General features: G+C 70.9%; 14 protein-coding genes. 3 read left to right on the plus strand and 11 right to left on the minus strand.

Annotation, left to right across the window (positions count from 1 at the left end):
* Nucleotides 1-114 precede the first annotated feature (114 nt).
* Together AB0N82_RS07630 and AB0N82_RS07635 are read left to right on the plus strand one after the other, a co-directional pair.
* Nucleotides 115-471 (plus strand): META domain-containing protein, encoded by a 357-nt coding sequence (locus AB0N82_RS07630; protein WP_363390020.1) that lies wholly within the window; start codon nt 115-117, stop codon nt 469-471.
* A 141-nt stretch (nt 472-612) separates the two neighbouring features.
* Nucleotides 613-1,392, plus strand: coding sequence for an HAD-IIB family hydrolase (locus AB0N82_RS07635; RefSeq protein ID WP_315994883.1), 780 nt, complete (start codon nt 613-615; stop codon nt 1,390-1,392).
* A 115-nt stretch (nt 1,393-1,507) separates the two neighbouring features.
* On the opposite strand, the gene AB0N82_RS07640 is transcribed toward AB0N82_RS07635, so the two are convergent.
* The 7 genes from AB0N82_RS07640 to AB0N82_RS07670 form a co-directional block, all read right to left on the minus strand.
* On the minus strand, nt 1,508-2,329 hold the full coding sequence (locus tag AB0N82_RS07640; RefSeq protein WP_363390024.1) for a siderophore-interacting protein: 822 nt from the start codon (nt 2,327-2,329) through the stop codon (nt 1,508-1,510).
* A gap of 10 nt (nt 2,330-2,339) precedes the next feature.
* Entirely contained in the window at nt 2,340-3,113 is a 774-nt protein-coding gene (locus AB0N82_RS07645) for an FCD domain-containing protein (RefSeq protein WP_363390033.1), read from the minus strand.
* 62 nt (nt 3,114-3,175) lie between these two features.
* Nucleotides 3,176-4,204, minus strand: coding sequence for a UDP-glucose 4-epimerase GalE (galE, locus tag AB0N82_RS07650; RefSeq protein ID WP_315994886.1), 1,029 nt, complete (start codon nt 4,202-4,204; stop codon nt 3,176-3,178).
* A gap of 160 nt (nt 4,205-4,364) precedes the next feature.
* A complete protein-coding gene (locus AB0N82_RS07655) occupies nt 4,365-4,970 on the minus strand; it encodes a thymidine kinase (RefSeq protein ID WP_315994887.1) in 606 nt (201 codons plus the stop codon).
* Between the two features lie 7 nt (nt 4,971-4,977).
* Complete coding sequence (gene mqo / locus AB0N82_RS07660) at nt 4,978-6,408, minus strand: malate dehydrogenase (quinone) (protein WP_315995267.1); 1,431 nt, start codon at nt 6,406-6,408, stop codon at nt 4,978-4,980.
* A gap of 142 nt (nt 6,409-6,550) precedes the next feature.
* Nucleotides 6,551-7,621, minus strand: coding sequence for an aspartate-semialdehyde dehydrogenase (locus AB0N82_RS07665; protein ID WP_315994888.1), 1,071 nt, complete (start codon nt 7,619-7,621; stop codon nt 6,551-6,553).
* 227 nt (nt 7,622-7,848) lie between these two features.
* A complete protein-coding gene (locus AB0N82_RS07670; protein WP_315994889.1) occupies nt 7,849-9,135 on the minus strand; it encodes an aspartate kinase in 1,287 nt (428 codons plus the stop codon).
* Nucleotides 9,136-9,315: 180 nt separating this feature from the next.
* Here AB0N82_RS07670 and AB0N82_RS07675 point away from each other — a divergent pair, with 180 nt between their 5' ends.
* Nucleotides 9,316-10,713, plus strand: a complete 1,398-nt coding sequence (locus AB0N82_RS07675; protein WP_315994890.1) for a threonine/serine exporter family protein — start codon at nt 9,316-9,318, stop codon at nt 10,711-10,713.
* A 69-nt stretch (nt 10,714-10,782) separates the two neighbouring features.
* On the opposite strand, the gene recR is transcribed toward AB0N82_RS07675, so the two are convergent.
* The 4 genes from recR to AB0N82_RS07695 form a co-directional block, all read right to left on the minus strand.
* Nucleotides 10,783-11,376, minus strand: coding sequence for a recombination mediator RecR (gene recR / locus AB0N82_RS07680; protein ID WP_315994891.1), 594 nt, complete (start codon nt 11,374-11,376; stop codon nt 10,783-10,785).
* Nucleotides 11,376-14,453: a DNA polymerase III subunit gamma and tau gene (locus tag AB0N82_RS07685; RefSeq protein WP_363390044.1), complete on the minus strand. Its 3,078-nt coding sequence runs from the start codon at nt 14,451-14,453 to the stop codon at nt 11,376-11,378. Before AB0N82_RS07685 ends, recR begins: the two co-directional genes overlap by 1 nt.
* Before the next feature lie 255 nt (nt 14,454-14,708).
* On the minus strand, nt 14,709-17,246 hold the full coding sequence (locus tag AB0N82_RS07690) for a glycosyl hydrolase family 65 protein (protein ID WP_363390047.1): 2,538 nt from the start codon (nt 17,244-17,246) through the stop codon (nt 14,709-14,711).
* Nucleotides 17,247-17,367: 121 nt separating this feature from the next.
* Nucleotides 17,368-18,102 carry a beta-phosphoglucomutase family hydrolase gene (locus tag AB0N82_RS07695; RefSeq protein ID WP_363390050.1) on the minus strand — a complete coding sequence of 245 codons (735 nt, stop codon included), beginning with the start codon at nt 18,100-18,102 and terminating at the stop codon, nt 17,368-17,370.
* Nucleotides 18,103-18,107: the final 5 nt, after the last annotated feature.

Raw genomic sequence — 18,107 nt, forward strand, 5'->3', positions numbered from 1 at the left:
CAGGAACCAGTGACAGGGCCCCCACCCATCTCTCAGCGTCGCCGCTTACCTTACGACAACCTGAGCGTTGGATAAGAATGTTTTTCGCATTCCGTCAGAGATGAGGAGATTCTCATGATCCGCAGGTGGAAGGCCGTTTCGGCAATTGCATTCATCGGCATTGGAATGATCGCTCGGGGCGGGAGATCCGACCACCCGTTCACCGGCGACCGGTGGGTCGGCGGTGGCACCGAGCACCTCACTCTTCGTGACGGCGAGGTGCGCGGAAGCGACGGATGCAACGGCATCCTGGGCAGCTACACCGAGGACGGTGCACGACTGTCCTTCTCGCTCGGCATCGCGACGCTCAAGGCGTGCCTGGGTGTCGACACCTGGCTGCGCGGCATCCGATCGGCGGAGATCACGGGCGACACGATGATCGTCTTCAACCGGCACGGCGAGAAGATCGGCACCCTCGCGCGCGAGGAGTGACCGCCCTCCTCACCCGACGACACCCCGCGGGCAGCGCGCAGCACCCCCGGTAGAATCGGTCTCTCCCGCGCGGTATCTCGAGGATGCCGATCGACATCCGTCCGCGTGCCGCGCGCGACCATCACCTTCCCTAGGAGCCCCGTGTCCGACACCTCGCCCCGCCTCGTCGCCTTCGACCTCGATGACACCCTCGCCCCGTCGAAGTCGGCCATCGATCCGCGGATCGGCGAACTCCTGCTCGCCCTCGCCGCGCGCGTCGAGGTGGCGATCATCTCCGGCGGACAGCTGCAGCAGTTCCGCACGCAGGTCGTCGAGCGCCTGCCCGAGGCGGATCCGCAGCTGCTGGCCCGGTTCCACCTCATGCCCACCTGCGGCACGCAGTACTACCGCCTGACGCCCGACGGCATTGAGACCGTCTACGCCCATTCGCTGACCGACGACGAGAAGCAGCGCGCCCTCTCGGCCGTGCGCGAGGAGGCCGAACGCCTCGGGCTCTGGGAGGCCGAGCCGTGGGGCGACATCCTCGAAGACCGCGGTTCGCAGATCACGTTCTCCGCCCTCGGCCAGTCGGCCCCGCTCGAGGCGAAGATGGCGTGGGATCCGACGGGCGAGAAGAAGAACAGCCTGCGCGAGGCGGTGGCCGCGCGCATCCCCGACCTCGAGGTGCGCTCGGGTGGCTCGACCTCGGTGGACATCACCCACCGCGGCATCGACAAGGCCTACGGCATGGGCAAGCTCGCCGACACCACGGGCATCCCGCTCGACGACATGCTCTTCGTCGGCGACCGGCTCGACCCCGACGGCAATGACTACCCGGTGCTCGCGATGGGCGTCGACTGCCACGCAGTGCATGGCTGGGAGGACACCGCCGGCTTCCTCGAGCAGCTCATCCCCACCCTCCCGGAGAAGGACCAGTCCTGACCTGCCGAGTTCGTCCACATCCGGACGGGCGCGGCCGAACGAGAGGCGCGCGAGCCGAGAGCCGAGGGCGCTCGCACGACAGGAGCATGGACGCGCCCCCGAGCCCCCGCTCGCCTCAGAGGATCTTCCCGATCGGTTCGCGCTTTTCGGCCTGGAACCGGTCTTCGGTCCGGCCGTAGGCCCAGTACCCCGAGAGCGACACCTGCTCGCGTCGGAGCCCCCATCGGGTGAAGACGATGTCGCGAAGGGCCTTCATCGCCTCGCGTTCCCCGTGCGCGAAGACCTGGCCGCGCCCATCGAGTGGATGCCATGCCCCCACCGTCTCGGCCAGCACCGGCGTCGAACCGGCCGGGGCCTCGCCCCGGTGCACCCAGGTCACGGCCACGCCGGCGGGAACCGTGAGGGGCACATGCTCGTCGGCGCTCTGCACCTCGAGGAACGCCGCGCCGACGGCATCCGGGGCGAGGGATTCCAGCGCGGCCGCGATCGCCGGCAGTGCCGACTCATCGCCGGCGAAGAGGTGCCAGTCGGCCGACGGGTCGGGCGCGTATCCGCCCCCGGGTGACGAGACCACGAGGCGGTCGCCGGGCTGAGCGTGCGCCGCCCAGGGACCCGCGAGTCCCTCCTCACCGTGGACGACGAAGTCGATGCTCAGCTCGTCACCGTCGACCGCGCGCACGGTGTAGGTGCGCGTCACCGGCAGGTCGTCCGCGGGAAGGGTTTCCCGGAGCACCGCCAGGTCGTAGGGCGGCTCGAGGCCCAGCTCCGGCTTCGCGAACGTGATCTTCACGTATGCGTCGGTGTGGGGACTGTCGCGGAACGCCGTCAGGTCGGTTCCCCGAGCGCGCACGCGCACCAGGTGAGGGCTGAGCCGCTGCGTGGCGACGACGTGGAGCACGTGCTGCGGGCGCGGCGGGCGCGCGGGGCGATCGGTCACGAGGTTCCTCTCACGGGGTGGCCGACGCCCGCACGGCTGCGCGCACGGCGTTACCGACCGCGTCGTCGGCGGTGTCGGAGGGGCTCAGGGCCTGTGCCACCTCGGTGTAGTAATCGGTGATGTGTGCGCGCACGCGCTCTCGCGCGCTGTCGGCATCTCCGCGGGACACGGCGTCGACGATGTGCCGATGCTCCGCTCGGAGCCGGTCGGAGGTCGCCGTCCACGAGTCCAGGCGAGCGGCTCCCGCCTGCGTATAGGCCTCGATCGAGCTGCGGAGCCCTGCCATCATCGCCGACACGACGGCGTTGCCGGACGCCTCCGCCAGTGCTTGGTGGAAGCGCGCGTCCAGGGCGAGGAACTCGACGGGGTCGAGGGACTCGGCATCCATCGCCTCGAGGATGCCGGCGATCTCGGTCAAGTCGGCGTCGGAGCGCGCGAGCCGCTCGGCGACGTCGCACTCGAGCACGACGCGGGTGCGCACCACGTCGCTCAGGGGGAAGCCGTTCGCCGCCACCTGCAGGCGCAGGAAGGCCGCCAGGCCCCCGCGAGGGGTCGTGACGATCATCGCCCCGGCAGAGGGACCCGAGCCGGTCGCGGTGCGCACGACACCGAGCACCTCGAGCACCCGTACGGCTTCGCGCACGCTCGAGCGGCCGACGCCCAGCTGAGCGGCCAGTTCGCGCTCGGGCGTCAGACGGTCGCCCGGGCCGAGTCGGCCGTCGCGGAGGTCGCCCTCGATCCGCTCGAGCACGACCTGCCAGGCGCGCGGTGCACTGTCCGGCATGAGGCTCCCCCTTCGCCCGGCGCGACGATGTGGCCGGACCACATCACCCTACGCGCGCGGGATCACTCCGGGGCGGACGTCGCGTATCCGGCGGGGTTCGTCGTCTGCCAGTTCCAGTAGTCGCGGCAGGCGTCGTCGATCGTGAACCGCGTGCGCCACTTCAGCACCTCGGCGGCCTTCGCCGGGTCGCAGTAGGTCGCCGCGACATCGCCCGGGCGGCGCGCGAGGAACTTCTTGGGCAGCTCGCGGCCGACGGCCTTCTCGAACGAGGCGACGAGCTCGAGGACGCTCACCGGACGCCCCGTGCCGAGATTGAACACCTGATGCCCGGGCTGCGCCTGCTCGAGAGCGGCGACGTGCCCCTCAGCGAGGTCGACGACGTGGATGTAGTCGCGCAGGCCGGTTCCGTCGGGAGTGTCGTAGTCGTCGCCGAAGACGCCGATCTCGTCCAGGGTGCCGATCGCGACACGCGAGACGAAGGGCATGAGGTTGTTCGGGATGCCGGCCGGGTCTTCGCCGATGAGACCCGACGCGTGGGCACCCACGGGGTTGAAGTACCGCAGGACCGTGACGTTGAGCTCGGGGTTCACCCGGGCCACGTCCGCCAGCACGACCTCGTTCATGCGCTTCGACTTGCTGTAGGCGTTCGACAGGTCGATGCTCGTCGTCGACTCCTCCGTGAACGGCAGGTCGGCCGGGTCGGAGTAGACCGTGCCCGTGCTCGAGAAGACGAACGATCGGATGCCGCGGGCGATGCCGACCTTCAGCAGCGCGAACGTGGTGTCGAGGTTGTTGGAGTAGTAGGCCAGCGGCTTCTGGGTGCTCTCCCCCACGGCCTTGAACGCCGCGAGATGGATGATCGCGTCGATCGGGCCGTGTTCGTCGAAGACGGCGGTGACGACGGACTCGTCGGCGGCGTCGCCGACGACCAGGGGCGCAGGCTTGCCGGTGATGCGCTCGACCCGCTCCGCGGCGACGGCGTGCGTGCCGGACAGGTCGTCGAGGAGGACGACGTCGTGGCCGGCCTCGAGGAGGGCGACGGCCGTGTGGGTTCCGATGTAACCGGCACCGCCGGCGAGGAGGACGCGCATGCCTCCAGGCTATCGGTCGACGCCGACACCGCCGTCCGCGCCCGCGGCAAGCAGGGCTGCGCAGAGCGCCGAGACGGCACCGCGCGGACAACTCGGCGACGTCCCGCGACCGAGGTGTCAGCCTGATGCCGTCTCGCGGTCCGGATGCCGCGGAGGCGCCTCAGCGGCCGTCGAGCCGCCCGCCGGACTCCCGCAGGTAGCAGGCCGCGCACATCGACTCGTAGGTGACCTCTCCGGCGATCTGGCCCTCGTCGATCGCGACCTGGTCGCCGTCGAAGACGAAGCGGCCGCCGACGAGGCGGGCATTGAAGATCGCTTTGCGCCCGCAGCGGCAGATCGTCTTGAGCTCCTCCAGGCTGTGCGCGATCTCCATCAGGCGCGCGGATCCGGGGAACGCCTCGGTGCGGAAGTCGGTGCGGATGCCGTACGCCAGCACGGGGATGCCGTCGAGCACGGCGATGCGCAAGAGGTCGTCGACCTGGCCAGCGGTGAAGAACTGCGCCTCGTCGACCAGCAGACAGGCGACCGGGGCGTGGCCCGCCGTCGCATGGAACGTCGTACGCAGATCGTCGTCGGAACCGACGAGGAAGTCGACCGGTCGGGTGACGCCCAGGCGGCTGTCGATCTGGTCGGCGCCCTTGGTGTCGATCTCGGGCTTGGCCAGCAGCACGCGCTGGCCGCGCTCCTCGTAGTTGTACGCCGCCTGCAGCAGCGCGGTGGACTTCCCGGAGTTCATCGCGCCGTAGCGGAAGTACAGCTTCGCCACGCGGGACTCAGGGGTTGATCGCGAGGGCGCGAGCCGTGGCATCCAACTCTTTGCGAGCGGCCTCGGGGTGCGTGTTGAGCGACTCGCCGTAGCTGGGGATGAGGTCGCGCAGGCGCGGCTCCCACTGCGGCATGCGCTCGGGGAAGCAGGTCTTGATCAAGCCCAGCATGATCGACACGGCCGTCGACGCGCCCGGAGAGGCACCGAGGAGACCGGCGATCGAGTGGTCGGCCGACGTGACGACCTCGGTGCCGAATTGCAGCACCCCGCCCTTCTGCTTGTCGCGCTTCATGACCTGGGCGCGCTGACCGGCGTCGAGCAGCTCCCAGTCCTCGTCCTTGGCCGTCGGCATGAAGTCGCGGAGGCTGTCGACCTTCTTCGAGTGCGTCTTCAGCAGCTCGCTCACGAGGTACTTGATGAGACCCGGATTGTCGACGGCGACCTTGAGCATCGGACCGATGTTGTGCGGGCGCACCTGCGTGACGATGTCGAGCATCGACCCGTTCTTGAGGAACTTCGGGCTGAAAGTGGCGAACGGGCCGAACAGCAGCGACGACTCGCCGTCGATGACGCGGGTGTCGAGGTGCGGCACCGACATGGGCGGGGCGCCGACCGAAGCCTGCGAGTAGACCTTCGCGCGGTGCTTCGAGACGATGTCGGGGTTGGAGGTCTTCAGCCACTGTCCGCCGATCGGGAAGACGCCGTAGCCCTTGATCTCGGGGATGCCGGAGCGCTGCAGAAGCTTCAGCGCCCACCCGCCCGCGCCGACGAACACGAACTTCGCGTTGATCGAGCCTGGGGTTCCGCCGATCACGTGGCGGTACGAGACCTCCCAGGAGCCGTCCTTCTGCTTCTTCAGCTTCTTGACGTCGTGGTTGGTGACGACCTCGACGCCCTTCTCGCGGAGGTTCGCGAAGAGCTGTCGCGTGAGGGAGCCGAAGTCGACGTCGGTGCCGGCGGGCACGCGCGTCGCCGCGAACGGCTCGCCCTTGCGGCGCTTCTGCATGAGCAGCGGCGCCCACTGGTTGATGACGCGGGAGTCCTCGCTGTACTCGATGCCGGCGAACAGCGGCTGCTGCTTGAGGACCTCGTAGCGCTTGCGGAGGAAGGCGACGTCCTTCTCACCGCGGACGAAGGTCATGTGCGGGGTGGCGTTGATGAACGTCGACGGCTCGTCGAGCACGCCCTCGGCCACGAGCGAGGCCCACAGCTGACGGCTCTGCTGGAACTGCTCGTTGATCGCCACCGCCTTGGCGGGGTCGATCGAGCCGTCCTTGCCCTCGGGGGTGTAGTTCAGCTCGCAGAGCGCCGCGTGACCGGTGCCGGCGTTGTTCCACGCGTTGGAGCTCTCCTGCGCGACGTCGCTGAGTCGCTCCAGCACCGCGATCTTCAGATCGGGCTGGAGGTCCTTCAGCAGCGTGCCGAGGGTGGCGGACATGATGCCGCCACCGATGAGGAGAACATCGACGTTTTCAGTCACCCGTCGATTCTAGGTGCGGGCCGTGAGGTGTCTCGACATCGAGAGATCGGTCGGTTCGATGTCGAGACAACCCCGCGCCCGCGGCATCCGGATGCCGGAATCAGACGGTCGCGGCCCGCTTCTGCGCGACGATCTCGGCGATCTGCACCGCGTTCAGCGCCGCGCCCTTGCGCAGGTTGTCGTTGCTGATGAACAGCACGAGGCCCTTGCCCTCGGGGGCCGACTGATCGGCGCGGATGCGGCCGACGTAGCTGGGGTCGGTGCCCGCGGCCTGCAGCGGCGTCGGGACCTCTTCGAGCGTCACGCCGGGGGCGTCGGCGAGGAGCTCCCGCGCGCGCTCGGGCGAGAGGTCGCGGGCGAACTCCGCGTTGATGCTGAGCGAGTGGCCCGTGAAGACGGGGACGCGCACGCAGGTCCCGGCCACGCGGAGGTCGGGGAGCTCGAGGATCTTGCGGCTCTCGTTGCGCAGCTTCTTCTCCTCGTCGGTCTCGTTGAGGCCGTCGTCGACGAGGTTGCCGGCGAAGGGGATGACGTCGAAGGCGATCGGGGCGACGTACTTCTCGGGCTCGGGGAAGTCGAGCGCCGAACCGTCGCGCACGAGCCGTTCGACGTCACCCTGCGCGAGGACGCCCTCGACCTGGCCGAGGAGCTCCCGCGCGCCGGCGAGACCGGAGCCGGAGACGGCCTGGTAGGTGCTGACGATGAGACGCTCGAGCCCCGCTTCGGTGTCGAGCACCTTGAGCACCGGCATCGCGGCCATCGTCGTGCAGTTCGGGTTGGCGACGATGCCTTTGACGGCCTGATCGATCGCGTGCGGGTTGACCTCGCTCACGACGAGGGGGACCTCGGGGTCCATGCGCCACGCGCTGGAGTTGTCGATGACCAGGGCGCCCGCCTCGGCGAAGCGGGGGGCGTGGGCGCGCGAACCGGTGGCGCCGGCGGAGAAGAGCGCGACCTCGACGCCGGAGGGGTCGGCCGTGGCGACGTCCTCGACGACGACCGAGTGGCCGCCGAACTCGACCGCGGTGCCCGCCGAACGGGCCGTGGCGAACAGGCGCAGCTCGCGAATCGGGAACGACCGTTCGGCGAGGATCTCGAGCATGACGGTGCCGACCTGGCCGGTGGCGCCGACGACGGCGAGGGAGATTCCGGAATCGGAGATGCGGGTCATGCGGGTACCTCGGTGGTTCGGGTGATGGATGCCGCGGAAGCGGCGTTCGGGTCAGGGTAGCGCGCGCCGCGGTGGGACGACCGACGGCCGGGAGCCCTCGCAGGAACTTTGACGGCTACGCGTCGATGAACGGCCGGATCCCGTCGGTGAGAGCGGAGACGACCGGAAAACTCCTGCCGCACGTCCGGACGCCGAGGCGGCGTCCGGCCCGAGTCGGGGAGGGTGGCTCAGCGACCGGTGCCGGCGTGGACGGTCGCCTCGGCGTCGCCGTCGAGACCGTACGCGGTGTGCACGAGGCGCGCGGCCTCGGCGAGGTCGACGCCGCGAACGACCACCGAGATCCGGATCTCGGAGGTCGAGATCATCTCGATGTTGACGCCGGCCATGCTGAGCGCCTCGAAGAGCGTCGCCGAGACGCCCGAGTGCGTGCGCATTCCCGCACCGACGACCGAGAGCTTGCCGATCTGGTCGTCGTGCACGAGGCTCTCGAACCCGACCTCGGACTGCTCGCCGGCGAGCGCCTTGAGCGCCGTCGTGGCATCGGTCTTGGGGAGAGTGAACGAGATGTCGGTGCGGCCGGTGGCGGCAGCCGACACGTTCTGCACGATCATGTCGACGTTGGCGCCGGACTTGGCGACGATCTTGAAGATGTCGGCGGCCTTGCCGGGCACGTCGGGCACGCCGATGACGGTGATCTTCGCCTGGCTGAGATCGGTGGCGACGCCGGCGACGATGGGCTCTTCCATGGCTCCTCTTTCGGGGACGAGTGCGGAGGTCTTCGAGGCGTCGAGCACCCAGGTGCCCTCGCTCGCACTGAATGTGGAACGCGCGTGGATCAGCACGCCGTGACGGCGGGCGTACTCGACCGCGCGGATGTAGAGCACCTTGGCGCCGTTGGCCGCGAGCTCGAGCATCTCCTCGCTGCCGACCCGGCCGAGCTTGCGCGCGAGCGGGACGACGCGGGGGTCAGCGGTGAAGATGCCGTCGACGTCGCTGTAGATCTCGCACACATCCGCCTCGAGCGCCGCGGCGAGCGCGACGGCGGTCGTGTCGGAGCCGCCGCGGCCGAGCGTGGTGATGTCGCGGGTGTCGCGGTTGAAGCCCTGGAAGCCGGCGACGATGACGATCGCGCCCTCGTCGAGGGCCTCGCGCAGGCGCACCGGCGTCACGTCGACGATGCGGGCGGCCCCGTGCGTGGCATCCGTGATCATGCCCGCCTGGCTGCCGGTGAAGGAACGGGCCTCGAAGCCCATCGAGTGGATCGCCATGGCCAGCAGCGCCATCGAGATGCGCTCACCGCTGGAGAGCAGCATGTCGAGTTCGCGGGGAGCGGGGATCGGGGCGACCTGACCTGCGAGGTCGAGCAGTTCGTCGGTGGTGTCGCCCATCGCGCTGACCGCGACGACGACCTCGTGACCCGCACGACGGGTATCGACGATGCGCTTGGCGACGCGCTTGATGCTCTCGGCGTCGGCGACGGACGAACCGCCGTACTTCTGGACGATCAGAGCCATGAGAAGAACTCCTGGAGGGGTCGTGCGTCGGGATGTCACGGCGCCGGCGCTCGAGCCGCGCCCGTGGATCATCCTAGAGGCGCGTGCATAACCGCTCCGCCATGCGTCTTCGCGGGCTCCGCGAGGGCGGCGCGGATAGGATCGACGGGTTCCACCCCTCCCCCCTCCTGGAGCGATCGGATGCCGCCCACCCCCGGCCGCTGGCTGTCGTCGCTGCGACGACTCGTGCACACCGACGATGCGACGTCGCTCGACACGACGCTGCTCCCCGTCATCGACGAGGCGCTCGCCTCGCGCATCCTCGATCTCGCGATCCGCATCGGCGAGACCATGCTCGTCGTCGGAGCTCCGGCGAACGAGGTGACGCTGACCATCGTGCGCGTATGCGGCGCGTACGGACTCGACCCCGTCCACGTCGACGTCACCTACAACTCCATCACCATCGCGCACAGCCGCCCGGGCGCCTCCCACCCCACGACACTTCTGCGCGTCGTGCGAGGGTCGGTCCCCGACCACGCGAAGCTGCAGCGCCTGCAAGCACTCGTCACCGAGATCACCGGCGGCCTCGCCCTCGACGATGCGATCGCCCGTTGCCGGGCGATCCGACGGCTCCCGTTCCGCTATCGCCCCGCGATCGTGATCGCCTCCCAAGCCACCCTCGCCGCCGGGGTCGCGATCATGTTCGGGGCCAACTGGCTCGCGCTGGTGCTGTCGTTCATCGCCGCCGCACTGGCCGCGACGACGCAGTACGTCATGGCCCGTGCGCGCGTACCGTACTTCTTCGCGCAGATCGCCGGCGGGTTCGTGCTCACCGTGGTCGCCGCGCTCTCCCCTCTGCTGCAGTACACCGGCATCGAGGCGGCCGCCGCGATCAGACCGTCGGTGATCGTGGCATCCGGGATCGTGCTCATGCTCGCCGGTCTCACGGTCGTAGGAGCAGCGCAGGATGCGATCGACGGCTTCGCGCTGACCGCGACCGGGCGCATCCTCGAGCTGACGACGCAGACGCTGGGCGTGGTGCTCGGGATCCTCGCGGGCCTCGAGACGGTGCGGGTGATCGGACTGGGGATGTCACCGCCGTCGAACGCCCTCCCCCTCGGACCGGTCGTGTTCCAGTTCGTGGGCGCCGCGGTGATCGCCGTCGCCGTCGCGGTCTTCAACGGCGCGGGGGCGCGCATCATCGTCGTCAGCGCCGCGTTGAGCCTGGTCGCGTGGGCCGGTTACGTCGCCGCGACCGGACTCGGTTTCGAGGTCGCGGCCGCGAGCGGCGTGGGCGCGTTCATCGGCAGCTTCGTCGGCATCGTCGTGGCCTACCGGCTGCACGTGCCCTCGGTCGCCATCACCACCGCGGCGATCCTGCCGCTCGTGCCCGGAGCCGCGGTCTTCCGCGGTCTGCTGGGCATCGTGGAGTCGGGCGACGACCCCGCCGTGCTGATGACCGGTGTCACCACCCTCGCGGGCGCGGCGACGATCGGCATCGCCCTGGCGGTGGGCGCGTCGCTCGGCATCTACCTCGGGCAGCCGGTGCGGGCGACGTTGTCGAGCGTGACGCGGGTGCGGGCGCGGGCGCGGGGATAGAGCTCTCGCGGCGGGTTCGTCTCGGGTGGGGGCACGCTCCCGTCTGGTGCGCGTCTCACCGCGCGGAGCTCAGAGGGTGCGGCGTCCCTCGAACGCGCGCCCGAGCGTCACCTCGTCGGCGTACTCCAGGTCGCCGCCGACCGGCAGCCCCGACGCGAGTCGCGTGACACGGATCTCGAGGGTGTGCAGCAAACGGCTCAGGTAGGTCGCCGTCGCTTCGCCCTCGAGGTTGGGGTTGGTGGCGAGGATCACCTCTTGCACGGTCCCGTCGGCGAGGCGCTGCATGAGCTGCGTGACGCGCAGATCGTCGGGGCCGATGCCCGCGATCGGGCTGATGGCCCCACCGAGCACGTGGTACAGACCGCGGAACTCGCGCGTGCGTTCGATCGCCGCGACGTCTTTGGCGTCTTCGACGACGCAGATGAGGGTCGCGTTGCGACGCGGGTCGCGGCAGATCGAGCAGCGCTCCTGTTCGGAGACGTTGCCGCAGATCTCGCAGAACTTGACCTTGTCGCGGATCTCGCCGAGGAGCGTCGACAACCGCGAGACATCGAACGACGGCGACTGCAGGATGTGGAAGGCGATGCGCTGCGCCGACTTCGGGCCGATCCCGGGCAGGCGCCCGAACTCGTCGATCAGATCTTGGACGATGCCGTCGTACATCAGCTGAACCTCGTCGGGGGCTCGTAGGGTTCGTCACGCACGTAGGTGGCGCCAAGCATCTGCCGCACCACCGCTTCACCGTAGCGCTGCACACCCCCGCGGAGCGGTGCCATCCGGGGCACGACGACGGGCGGCAGCGGCGCCTCGGTCTCGTCGGCGGGCGGGATCACGTCGTCGTCGTCGACCTCGTCGGGCGCCGGGACGGACGGCGCGACCTCGCGCGGCGGCAAGACCGCACCGGAATGCGGGGCGGTCTGTGCCGGCTCGATCACGGCGTCGTCGGGTTCATCGTCGACGGCCAGAGCGGTGGGGGCACCGTCCGACGACGGGATGGGGGCGACCGCCCATTCCGTCACCGACGACGCGTAGGGCGCCGAGGTGGAGGCCGAGCGCGAACCGGATGCCGGGGGAACCGGCCCTCGCGAACTCGCCGGTCCGGACGACGGCGCGTCGGCCGGGCGCCGAGGTGATCCACCGGACCCCCCGTCGCCGTCGAGGCGGGCGAGGTACTTCACGCGCACGCCCAGGACCGCCTGGATCGCCTGACGCAGATCTTCGCTCGGGCCGCCCTCGGGGGTACGGGTCTTGAACGCCGTGAGATCCGCCGTGGTGCGGAAGGCCAGGGTGAGCACGTCGGCGTCGAACGCGGCGACGGTGGCCGTGGACACCACCAACCACGACGACCTGCTGGCGACTTCGAGCTGGCCGAGCACCTCGGGCCAGGCGTCTCGCACGTGTCCCAGTTCGATCGGGCCGACGGGGATGGCGGGCGGGGTCGGGGCGACCGGCTCGAGGGGCGTCGGGTCGTCGGCGGGGGCGTCCGCACCCGTCGTCGCGGACGACGTCGAGGGAGCGGATGCCGCACCGGCGGGCGCGGAAGGAGCGATCGGCTCCGCCGCCGCGGGGCCGTCGGAGCGTTCGCTCGAAGGGCTCGGTGTGCTCGTCGGCGTGGGGCCGGCGGGCGCAGGCTCGACGGTGGCGGGAGTCGCCTCGGTCGGGGTGCGCGCCTCGGACGGGCGAGCGGGCGGGGTCGGTGTGTCCGAGGGGGCGCTCGACGCGGCCTCGCCGGCCGGGGCCTCGCTGGTCCGCGCGTCGCCGGTCGGGGGCTCGCTGGTCGGCGTTGCGGGGCTCGGCGGTACGCCGTCCTCCGTCGGGACGGAAGCGCTCCTCGCCGAGGAAGGGCTCGACGCGACGTCTGGGCCCTGGGGCGGTGCACCCTCCGCCACAGAGCTCGATGCGCCGGGGGCCGACGTCGTCGGCCTCTCGGAGCCGGGCATCGGGGCGGTGTCGAAGGGGTGGGCGTCGCCGTCGTCGTCGAAGGGCGGCGGGGCATCGTCGTCGGTGAACGGCGGTGGCGCATCGTCGTCGGCGGGGAGCGGGGACCCGGGTCGGGCCGACGACCCGGACGCGTTCTGCGGGCCGGCGGAGCCCGGCTGAGCGATGCGCGAGGTCGTCGCCGCGGACGAGGGGGCATCCGCCTGCGATCGGGACGAGGACGCGCCGGGGTCGGCGATGCCGGGAGCGGCCACCGGCGTCGACACGGGCCGCGCGGGACCGGGGGACGCGACGGTCGGCGCGACGCCCGGTGACGCCACGGTCGGCGCCGCTGCAGGCGACCCCGTCGGCGCGGCGCCCGGTGATGCCACAGCGGGCGCCGCCGCGCCGGGCGAGGCCACGGGCGGTGCAGCGACGCCGGGGGCGGCGATGCGGGGCGCACCCGGCGACGCGATGGCGGGCGATGCGATCGACGGCGATGCGACCGGGGGCGATCCGGCCGCGGGGGCGGCGATGCGCGGCGCGCCCGGCGCCGACCCCCCGTCGCGCGGGGCGGCGACGCCGGGCGCGGCGATGTCGGCGGCGGGCGAGGCCGGGCGCCCCGTCGCGGGAGCGACGGGGGCGGAGGCTCCCGCGTGCGAGACGTCGAGATCGTGGGCGGTCGCCGGGGCGGTGCCCTGCGGGACGCCGGCGTGGGTGAGCACACGGGCCACGAGCAGCTCGAGCTGCAGACGCGGAGAGGTGGCCCCCGTCATCTCGTCGAGCGCGGCGACGACGAGGTCGGCCGTCCGCGACAAGCGGTGCACGCCGAAGGCGGTGGACTGCCGGGCCATGCGCTCGAGCTCGTCGTCGGGGACGCCGCGCAGCACGGCCGAGGCTCCCGCGCCGGTGGCGGCCACCACGATCAGGTCGCGAAGCCGTTCGAGCAGGTCGTCGACGAAGCGGCGCGGGTCTTGACCGGTCTGCACGACGCGGTCGACTGCGGCGAACGCCCCTCCCCCGTCGCCCGCGGCGAACGCGTCGACGACCTCGTCGAGGAGCTCGGAGTGGGTGTAGCCCAGCAGCGCCACGGCCCGCTCGTAACGCACGAGCACATGCCCCGCGGCATCCGCGTCGCTGCCGGCGATGAGCTGGTCGAGCAGCGACAGCGTGTCGCGCGGAGACCCTCCCCCGGCGCGCACGACGAGGGGCAGGACTCCGGCCTCGACGCCGACGCCCTCGCTCTCGCAGAGCTCCTGCACGTACTCGAGCATGGCCGCGGGCGGGACGAGACGGAACGGGTAGTGGTGGGTGCGCGAGCGGATGGTGCCGAGCACCTTCTCGGGCTCGGTGGTGGCGAAGATGAACTTCACGTGCGCCGGGGGCTCTTCGACGAGCTTGAGCAGGGCGTTGAAGCCCTGCTGGGTGACCATGTGGGCCTCGTCGAGGATGAAGATCTTGAAGCGGTCGCGGGCGGGCGCGAAGATCGCGCGCTCACGCAGATCGCGGGCGTCATCGACGCCGTTGTGGCTGGCCGCGTCGATCTCGACCACGTCGAGCGACCCGCCGCCGCCGCGGCCGAGCTCGACGCAGCTGTCGCACACGCCGCACGGGGTGTCGGTGGGGCCGGCTGCGCAGTTGAGGCAGCGGGCGAGGATGCGGGCGGACGTGGTCTTACCGCAGCCGCGCGGACCCGAGAACAGATAGGCGTGGCCCACGCGGTCGCTGCGCAGGGCGGTCATGAGCGGCTCGGTCACCTGCGACTGCCCGATCATCTCGCCGAACGCCTCGGGGCGGTATCGGCGGTACAGGGCTGTCGTCACCCCACCAGCCTACGGCGTCCCTCCGACATCGCTTCCGTGACCGGCTCCGACCGGGTCGCCGCCGCCCGAGCTCGCCGATGTCGAACCCCGCGCGAGCCCCCGACGCGCTCCCGAACAGGGGATGCCACCGGGACAGGCCGATCCCCCGGCATCCGTCCTGTTCTCGGCGGTTCCCCTGTTCTCGATGCCCCGCGCACCCCCGCAACGACGAACGCGGCGACACCCCGGGAGGGATGCCGCCGCGTTCGAGCAGGATCAGAAGCCGCCGTCGAGGCCCACCGCGATGGGCGACTCGTCGTCGCTCACGAGCGGGATCGTCGCGGTCACGATCGGCACCGACGCCGACAGCAGCGTGCCGTCCTCGCGCACGGATCCCTCGAGCTGGCGGATCGAGGGGCGCCCCGGACGCACCGGACCCTGGCCGTGCAGCGCCACGCGCACGGTCTCGCCCGGCGCCACCGTGTAGTCGACGTCGCGCACCGCGAACGCGACGGGGCCGCCCTCTCCCCCGGCCCGCAGCGTCAGCGCGGTGGCGGTGAGGGTGACGTCGAGGCGGGTGCCGTGCCAGTGCAGCACGTACGACAGCTCGGGCCAGTCGGCGGGCAGGCGCGGGTCGAAGGTCAGGCGGCCGAAGTGGTCGCGCATGCCGCCGAAACCGCTCACGAGCGCCGTCCACACGCCGCCGGCCGATGCGACGTGCACGCCGTCGGAGGCGTTGTGGTGCAGGTCGCCGAGGTCGACGAACGCGGCCTGACGGAAGTACTCCAGCGCGAGGTCCTGATAGCCCACCTCGGCGGCCAGGATCGACTGCACGACGGCCGACAGCGTGGAGTCGCCCGTGGTCAGCGGGTCGTAGTACTCGAAGTCCGCGAGCTTCTCGGCATCCGTGAAGTGGTTGCCCTGCAGGAACAGCGCGAGCACCACGTCGGCCTGCTTCAGCACCTGGTACCGGTAGATCACCAGCGGGTGGAAGTGCAGCAGCAGGGGGCGCTGGTCGGGCGGGGTGTTCTCGAGGTCCCAGATCTCGCGCTCGAGGAACACGGCGTCCTGGGGATGGATGCCGAGGGCCTCGCTGAACGGGATGTGCATGGCCTCGGCCGCCTTCTCCCAGCCCTCGGGCTCCGAGGGGTCGAGATTCATGCGGTCGGCCATGTGGGCGTAGGCGTCGGGGTCGTGCTCGGCGAGGTCGCGCACCGTGCGCGCGGCGAAGCGCAGGTTGAAGCGCGCCATGACGTTGGTGAACAGGTTGTCGTTCACGACCGTCGTGTACTCGTCGGGCCCCGTCACGCCGTGGATGTGGAACGAGTCGTGCTCGCCGTCGGCGGCGGCGTCGCTGGAGCGCCAGAAGCCGAGCGTCGACCACAGGCGCGCCGTGTCGACGGCGATGTCCACGCCCTCGCGGGCGAGGAACTCCTCATCGCCCGTCGCCCGAACGTACTTGGCGAGCGCGAAGGCGACGTCGGCGTTGATGTGGTACTGCGCGGTGCCGGCGGCGTAATACGCCGATGCCTCCTCGCCGTTGATCGTGCGCCACGGGAACAGGGCGCCCGCCTCGTTGAGCTGATGCGCGCGCTTGCGGGACGCGGGGAGCATGAGGTACCTCATGCGCAGGGCGTTGCGCGCCCACAGCGGCGACGTGTACGCGAGGAACGGCAGGACGTAGACCTCGGTGTCCCAGAAGTAGTGGCCGCTGTAGCCCGACCCCGTGACGCCCTTCGCGGGCACGCCCTGCCCGTCGGCGCGGGCGGCGGCCTGCGCCAACTGGAACAGGCACCAGCGGGTCGCCTGCTGCAGGTCGCCATGACCGCCGATGCGCACGTCGGAGCGATCCCAGAAGTCGGCGTACCAGGCGATCTGCTGCTCGACGAGGCGGTCGATGCCCGTCTCGACCGCCCGGTCGAGGGTGCGGCGGCAGCGGTCGAGGAGCTCGCCCGTGGGCACACCGCGCGAGGTGTGGTAGCTCACCAGCTTGGTGATGGTGGTCGGAACGCCGGCCCGCGCGTGCACGCGGTAGACGTTCTTCGCGATGTCGGGCTCGATGAGACGCCGCGAGGTGTACTCGTTCTGCGTGTCGACGAGGTGGTCGGCGATGACGGCGAGGGTCATGCCCGATTCGCTGACCTCGTAGCTCAGCGCCGAGCGTTCGCCGTCCTGCCAGTACTCGCGCGGCTGCAGCACGCGGTCGCTGAGCTTCTCGGTCTTACGCGGGTCGAATCCGGACTGCGTGGATGCCATCGGCGAGCCGCCGTAGATGCCCTCGCCATCCTGGCGGTTGAGCAGCTGGCTGCTGACCGTGACGGGCGCGTCGGAGTCGAGGACGGTGACGGTCAGACGCAGCACGGCGAGGTGCTTCTCGTCGAACGACACGAACCGCTCGTCTTGGATGCGCACGCGCTTACCCGAGGGCGTCACCCACAGGATGTCGCGACGGAGGATGCCCTGGCGCATGTCGAGCACGCGCTCGTACTCGCGCACGTCGGCGACGTCGAGCGAGAGCGGCTCGTCGTCGACGTAGACGCGCATGACCTTGGCATCCGGTGCGTTGATGATCGTCTGGCCGACCTCCGCGAAGCCGTACGCCTGCTCGGCGTGACGGATCGGGAAGGTCTCGTGGAAGCCGTTGATGAACGTGCCCTGCTCGAGGGCGAAGCGCCCCTCGATGGAGTTGCCGCGCAGGCCCAGGTAACCGTTGCCGACGGCGAAGAGGGTCTCGGTGACCCCCACGTCGTCGAGGGAGAACTGGGTCTCGACGAGTCGCCACTCGTCGATGGGGAAGCGATCGCGATCGATCATCGGGCGGGCCTTCCGGTGGCGGGTTCGGGTCGGCACGAGCGGGCGGCATGCCGCTCGGGCGGGTGAGGTTCGGGGGCACCGTCCGCAGACGGAGCGAGGGACGCCGCGCGCAGGCGACGGCTCAGTCTACGAACGCGGCGAGGTCGTCGACGACCACCGTCGCGCCGGCGGTGGAGAGGTCGTCGGCGCCGACGCCGCGGTCCACGCCGACCACCACGCCGTAGCCGGCCGCGACGGCCGAGCGCACGCCGCTCAGCGCGTCTTCGACCGCGACCGATCGCGCGGGATCGACGCCCAGCATGCGGGCGGCCTCGGCGAACACGTCGGGGGCGGGCTTGGATGCCAGATGGTCGCGCTCGGCGACCACGCCGTCCATCACGACGGGGAACCGGTCGCGCAGCCCCGCGGCCTCGAGCACCTCGACGGCGTTCTTCGAGCTCGAAACGACCGCGATCGGGGTGCCGGCGGCCTGGAGCACGTCGAGGAGGGCGACGGACCCCGGATAGGGTCGGATGCCCTCGCTGCGGAGGATGCGGGAGAACACCTCGTTCTTGCGGTTGCCGACGCCGCACACGGTGTCTTCGCTGGGGTCGTCCGACGGGTCGCCCCACGGCACCTCGACGTCGCGGCTGCGCAACAGGCTCGCGACCCCGTCGTAGCGCTTCTTTCCGTCGACGTATTCGAAGTAATCGCGGTCGGTGTAGGCCGGTTCGATCTTCCACGCCGCGAACAGCTCGTCGAACATCGTCTTCCACGCGCGCATGTGCACCTCGGCGGTGGGGGTGAGAACCCCGTCGAGGTCGAACAGCACGCCGTCGAACGAGGTGAGGTCGGGCAGGTCGGGGCTGTCGGTCACGGCGT

The organism is Microbacterium sp. NPDC089186, assembly GCF_040685115.1.
GTDB lineage: Bacteria > Actinomycetota > Actinomycetes > Actinomycetales > Microbacteriaceae > Microbacterium > Microbacterium galbum.

Bases quoted from the DNA above. Each gene is read 5' to 3' on its own strand.
- AB0N82_RS07630 (WP_363390020.1), top strand. From the start codon at position 115: ATGATCCGCAGGTGGAAGGCCGTTTCGGCAATTGCATTCATCGGCATT.
- AB0N82_RS07645 (WP_363390033.1), bottom strand. From the start codon at position 3,113: ATGCCGGACAGTGCACCGCGCGCCTGGCAGGTCGTGCTCGAGCGGATC.
- galE (WP_315994886.1), bottom strand. From the start codon at position 4,204: ATGCGCGTCCTCCTCGCCGGCGGTGCCGGTTACATCGGAACCCACACG.
- mqo (WP_315995267.1), bottom strand. From the start codon at position 6,408: ATGTCCGCCACCCTCGGCACGCTGCTGAAGGACCTCCAGCCCGATCTG.
- AB0N82_RS07665 (WP_315994888.1), bottom strand. From the start codon at position 7,621: ATGACCCGCATCTCCGATTCCGGAATCTCCCTCGCCGTCGTCGGCGCC.
- AB0N82_RS07670 (WP_315994889.1), bottom strand. From the start codon at position 9,135: ATGGCTCTGATCGTCCAGAAGTACGGCGGTTCGTCCGTCGCCGACGCC.
- AB0N82_RS07675 (WP_315994890.1), top strand. From the start codon at position 9,316: ATGCCGCCCACCCCCGGCCGCTGGCTGTCGTCGCTGCGACGACTCGTG.
- recR (WP_315994891.1), bottom strand. From the start codon at position 11,376: ATGTACGACGGCATCGTCCAAGATCTGATCGACGAGTTCGGGCGCCTG.
- AB0N82_RS07690 (WP_363390047.1), bottom strand. From the start codon at position 17,246: ATGATCGATCGCGATCGCTTCCCCATCGACGAGTGGCGACTCGTCGAG.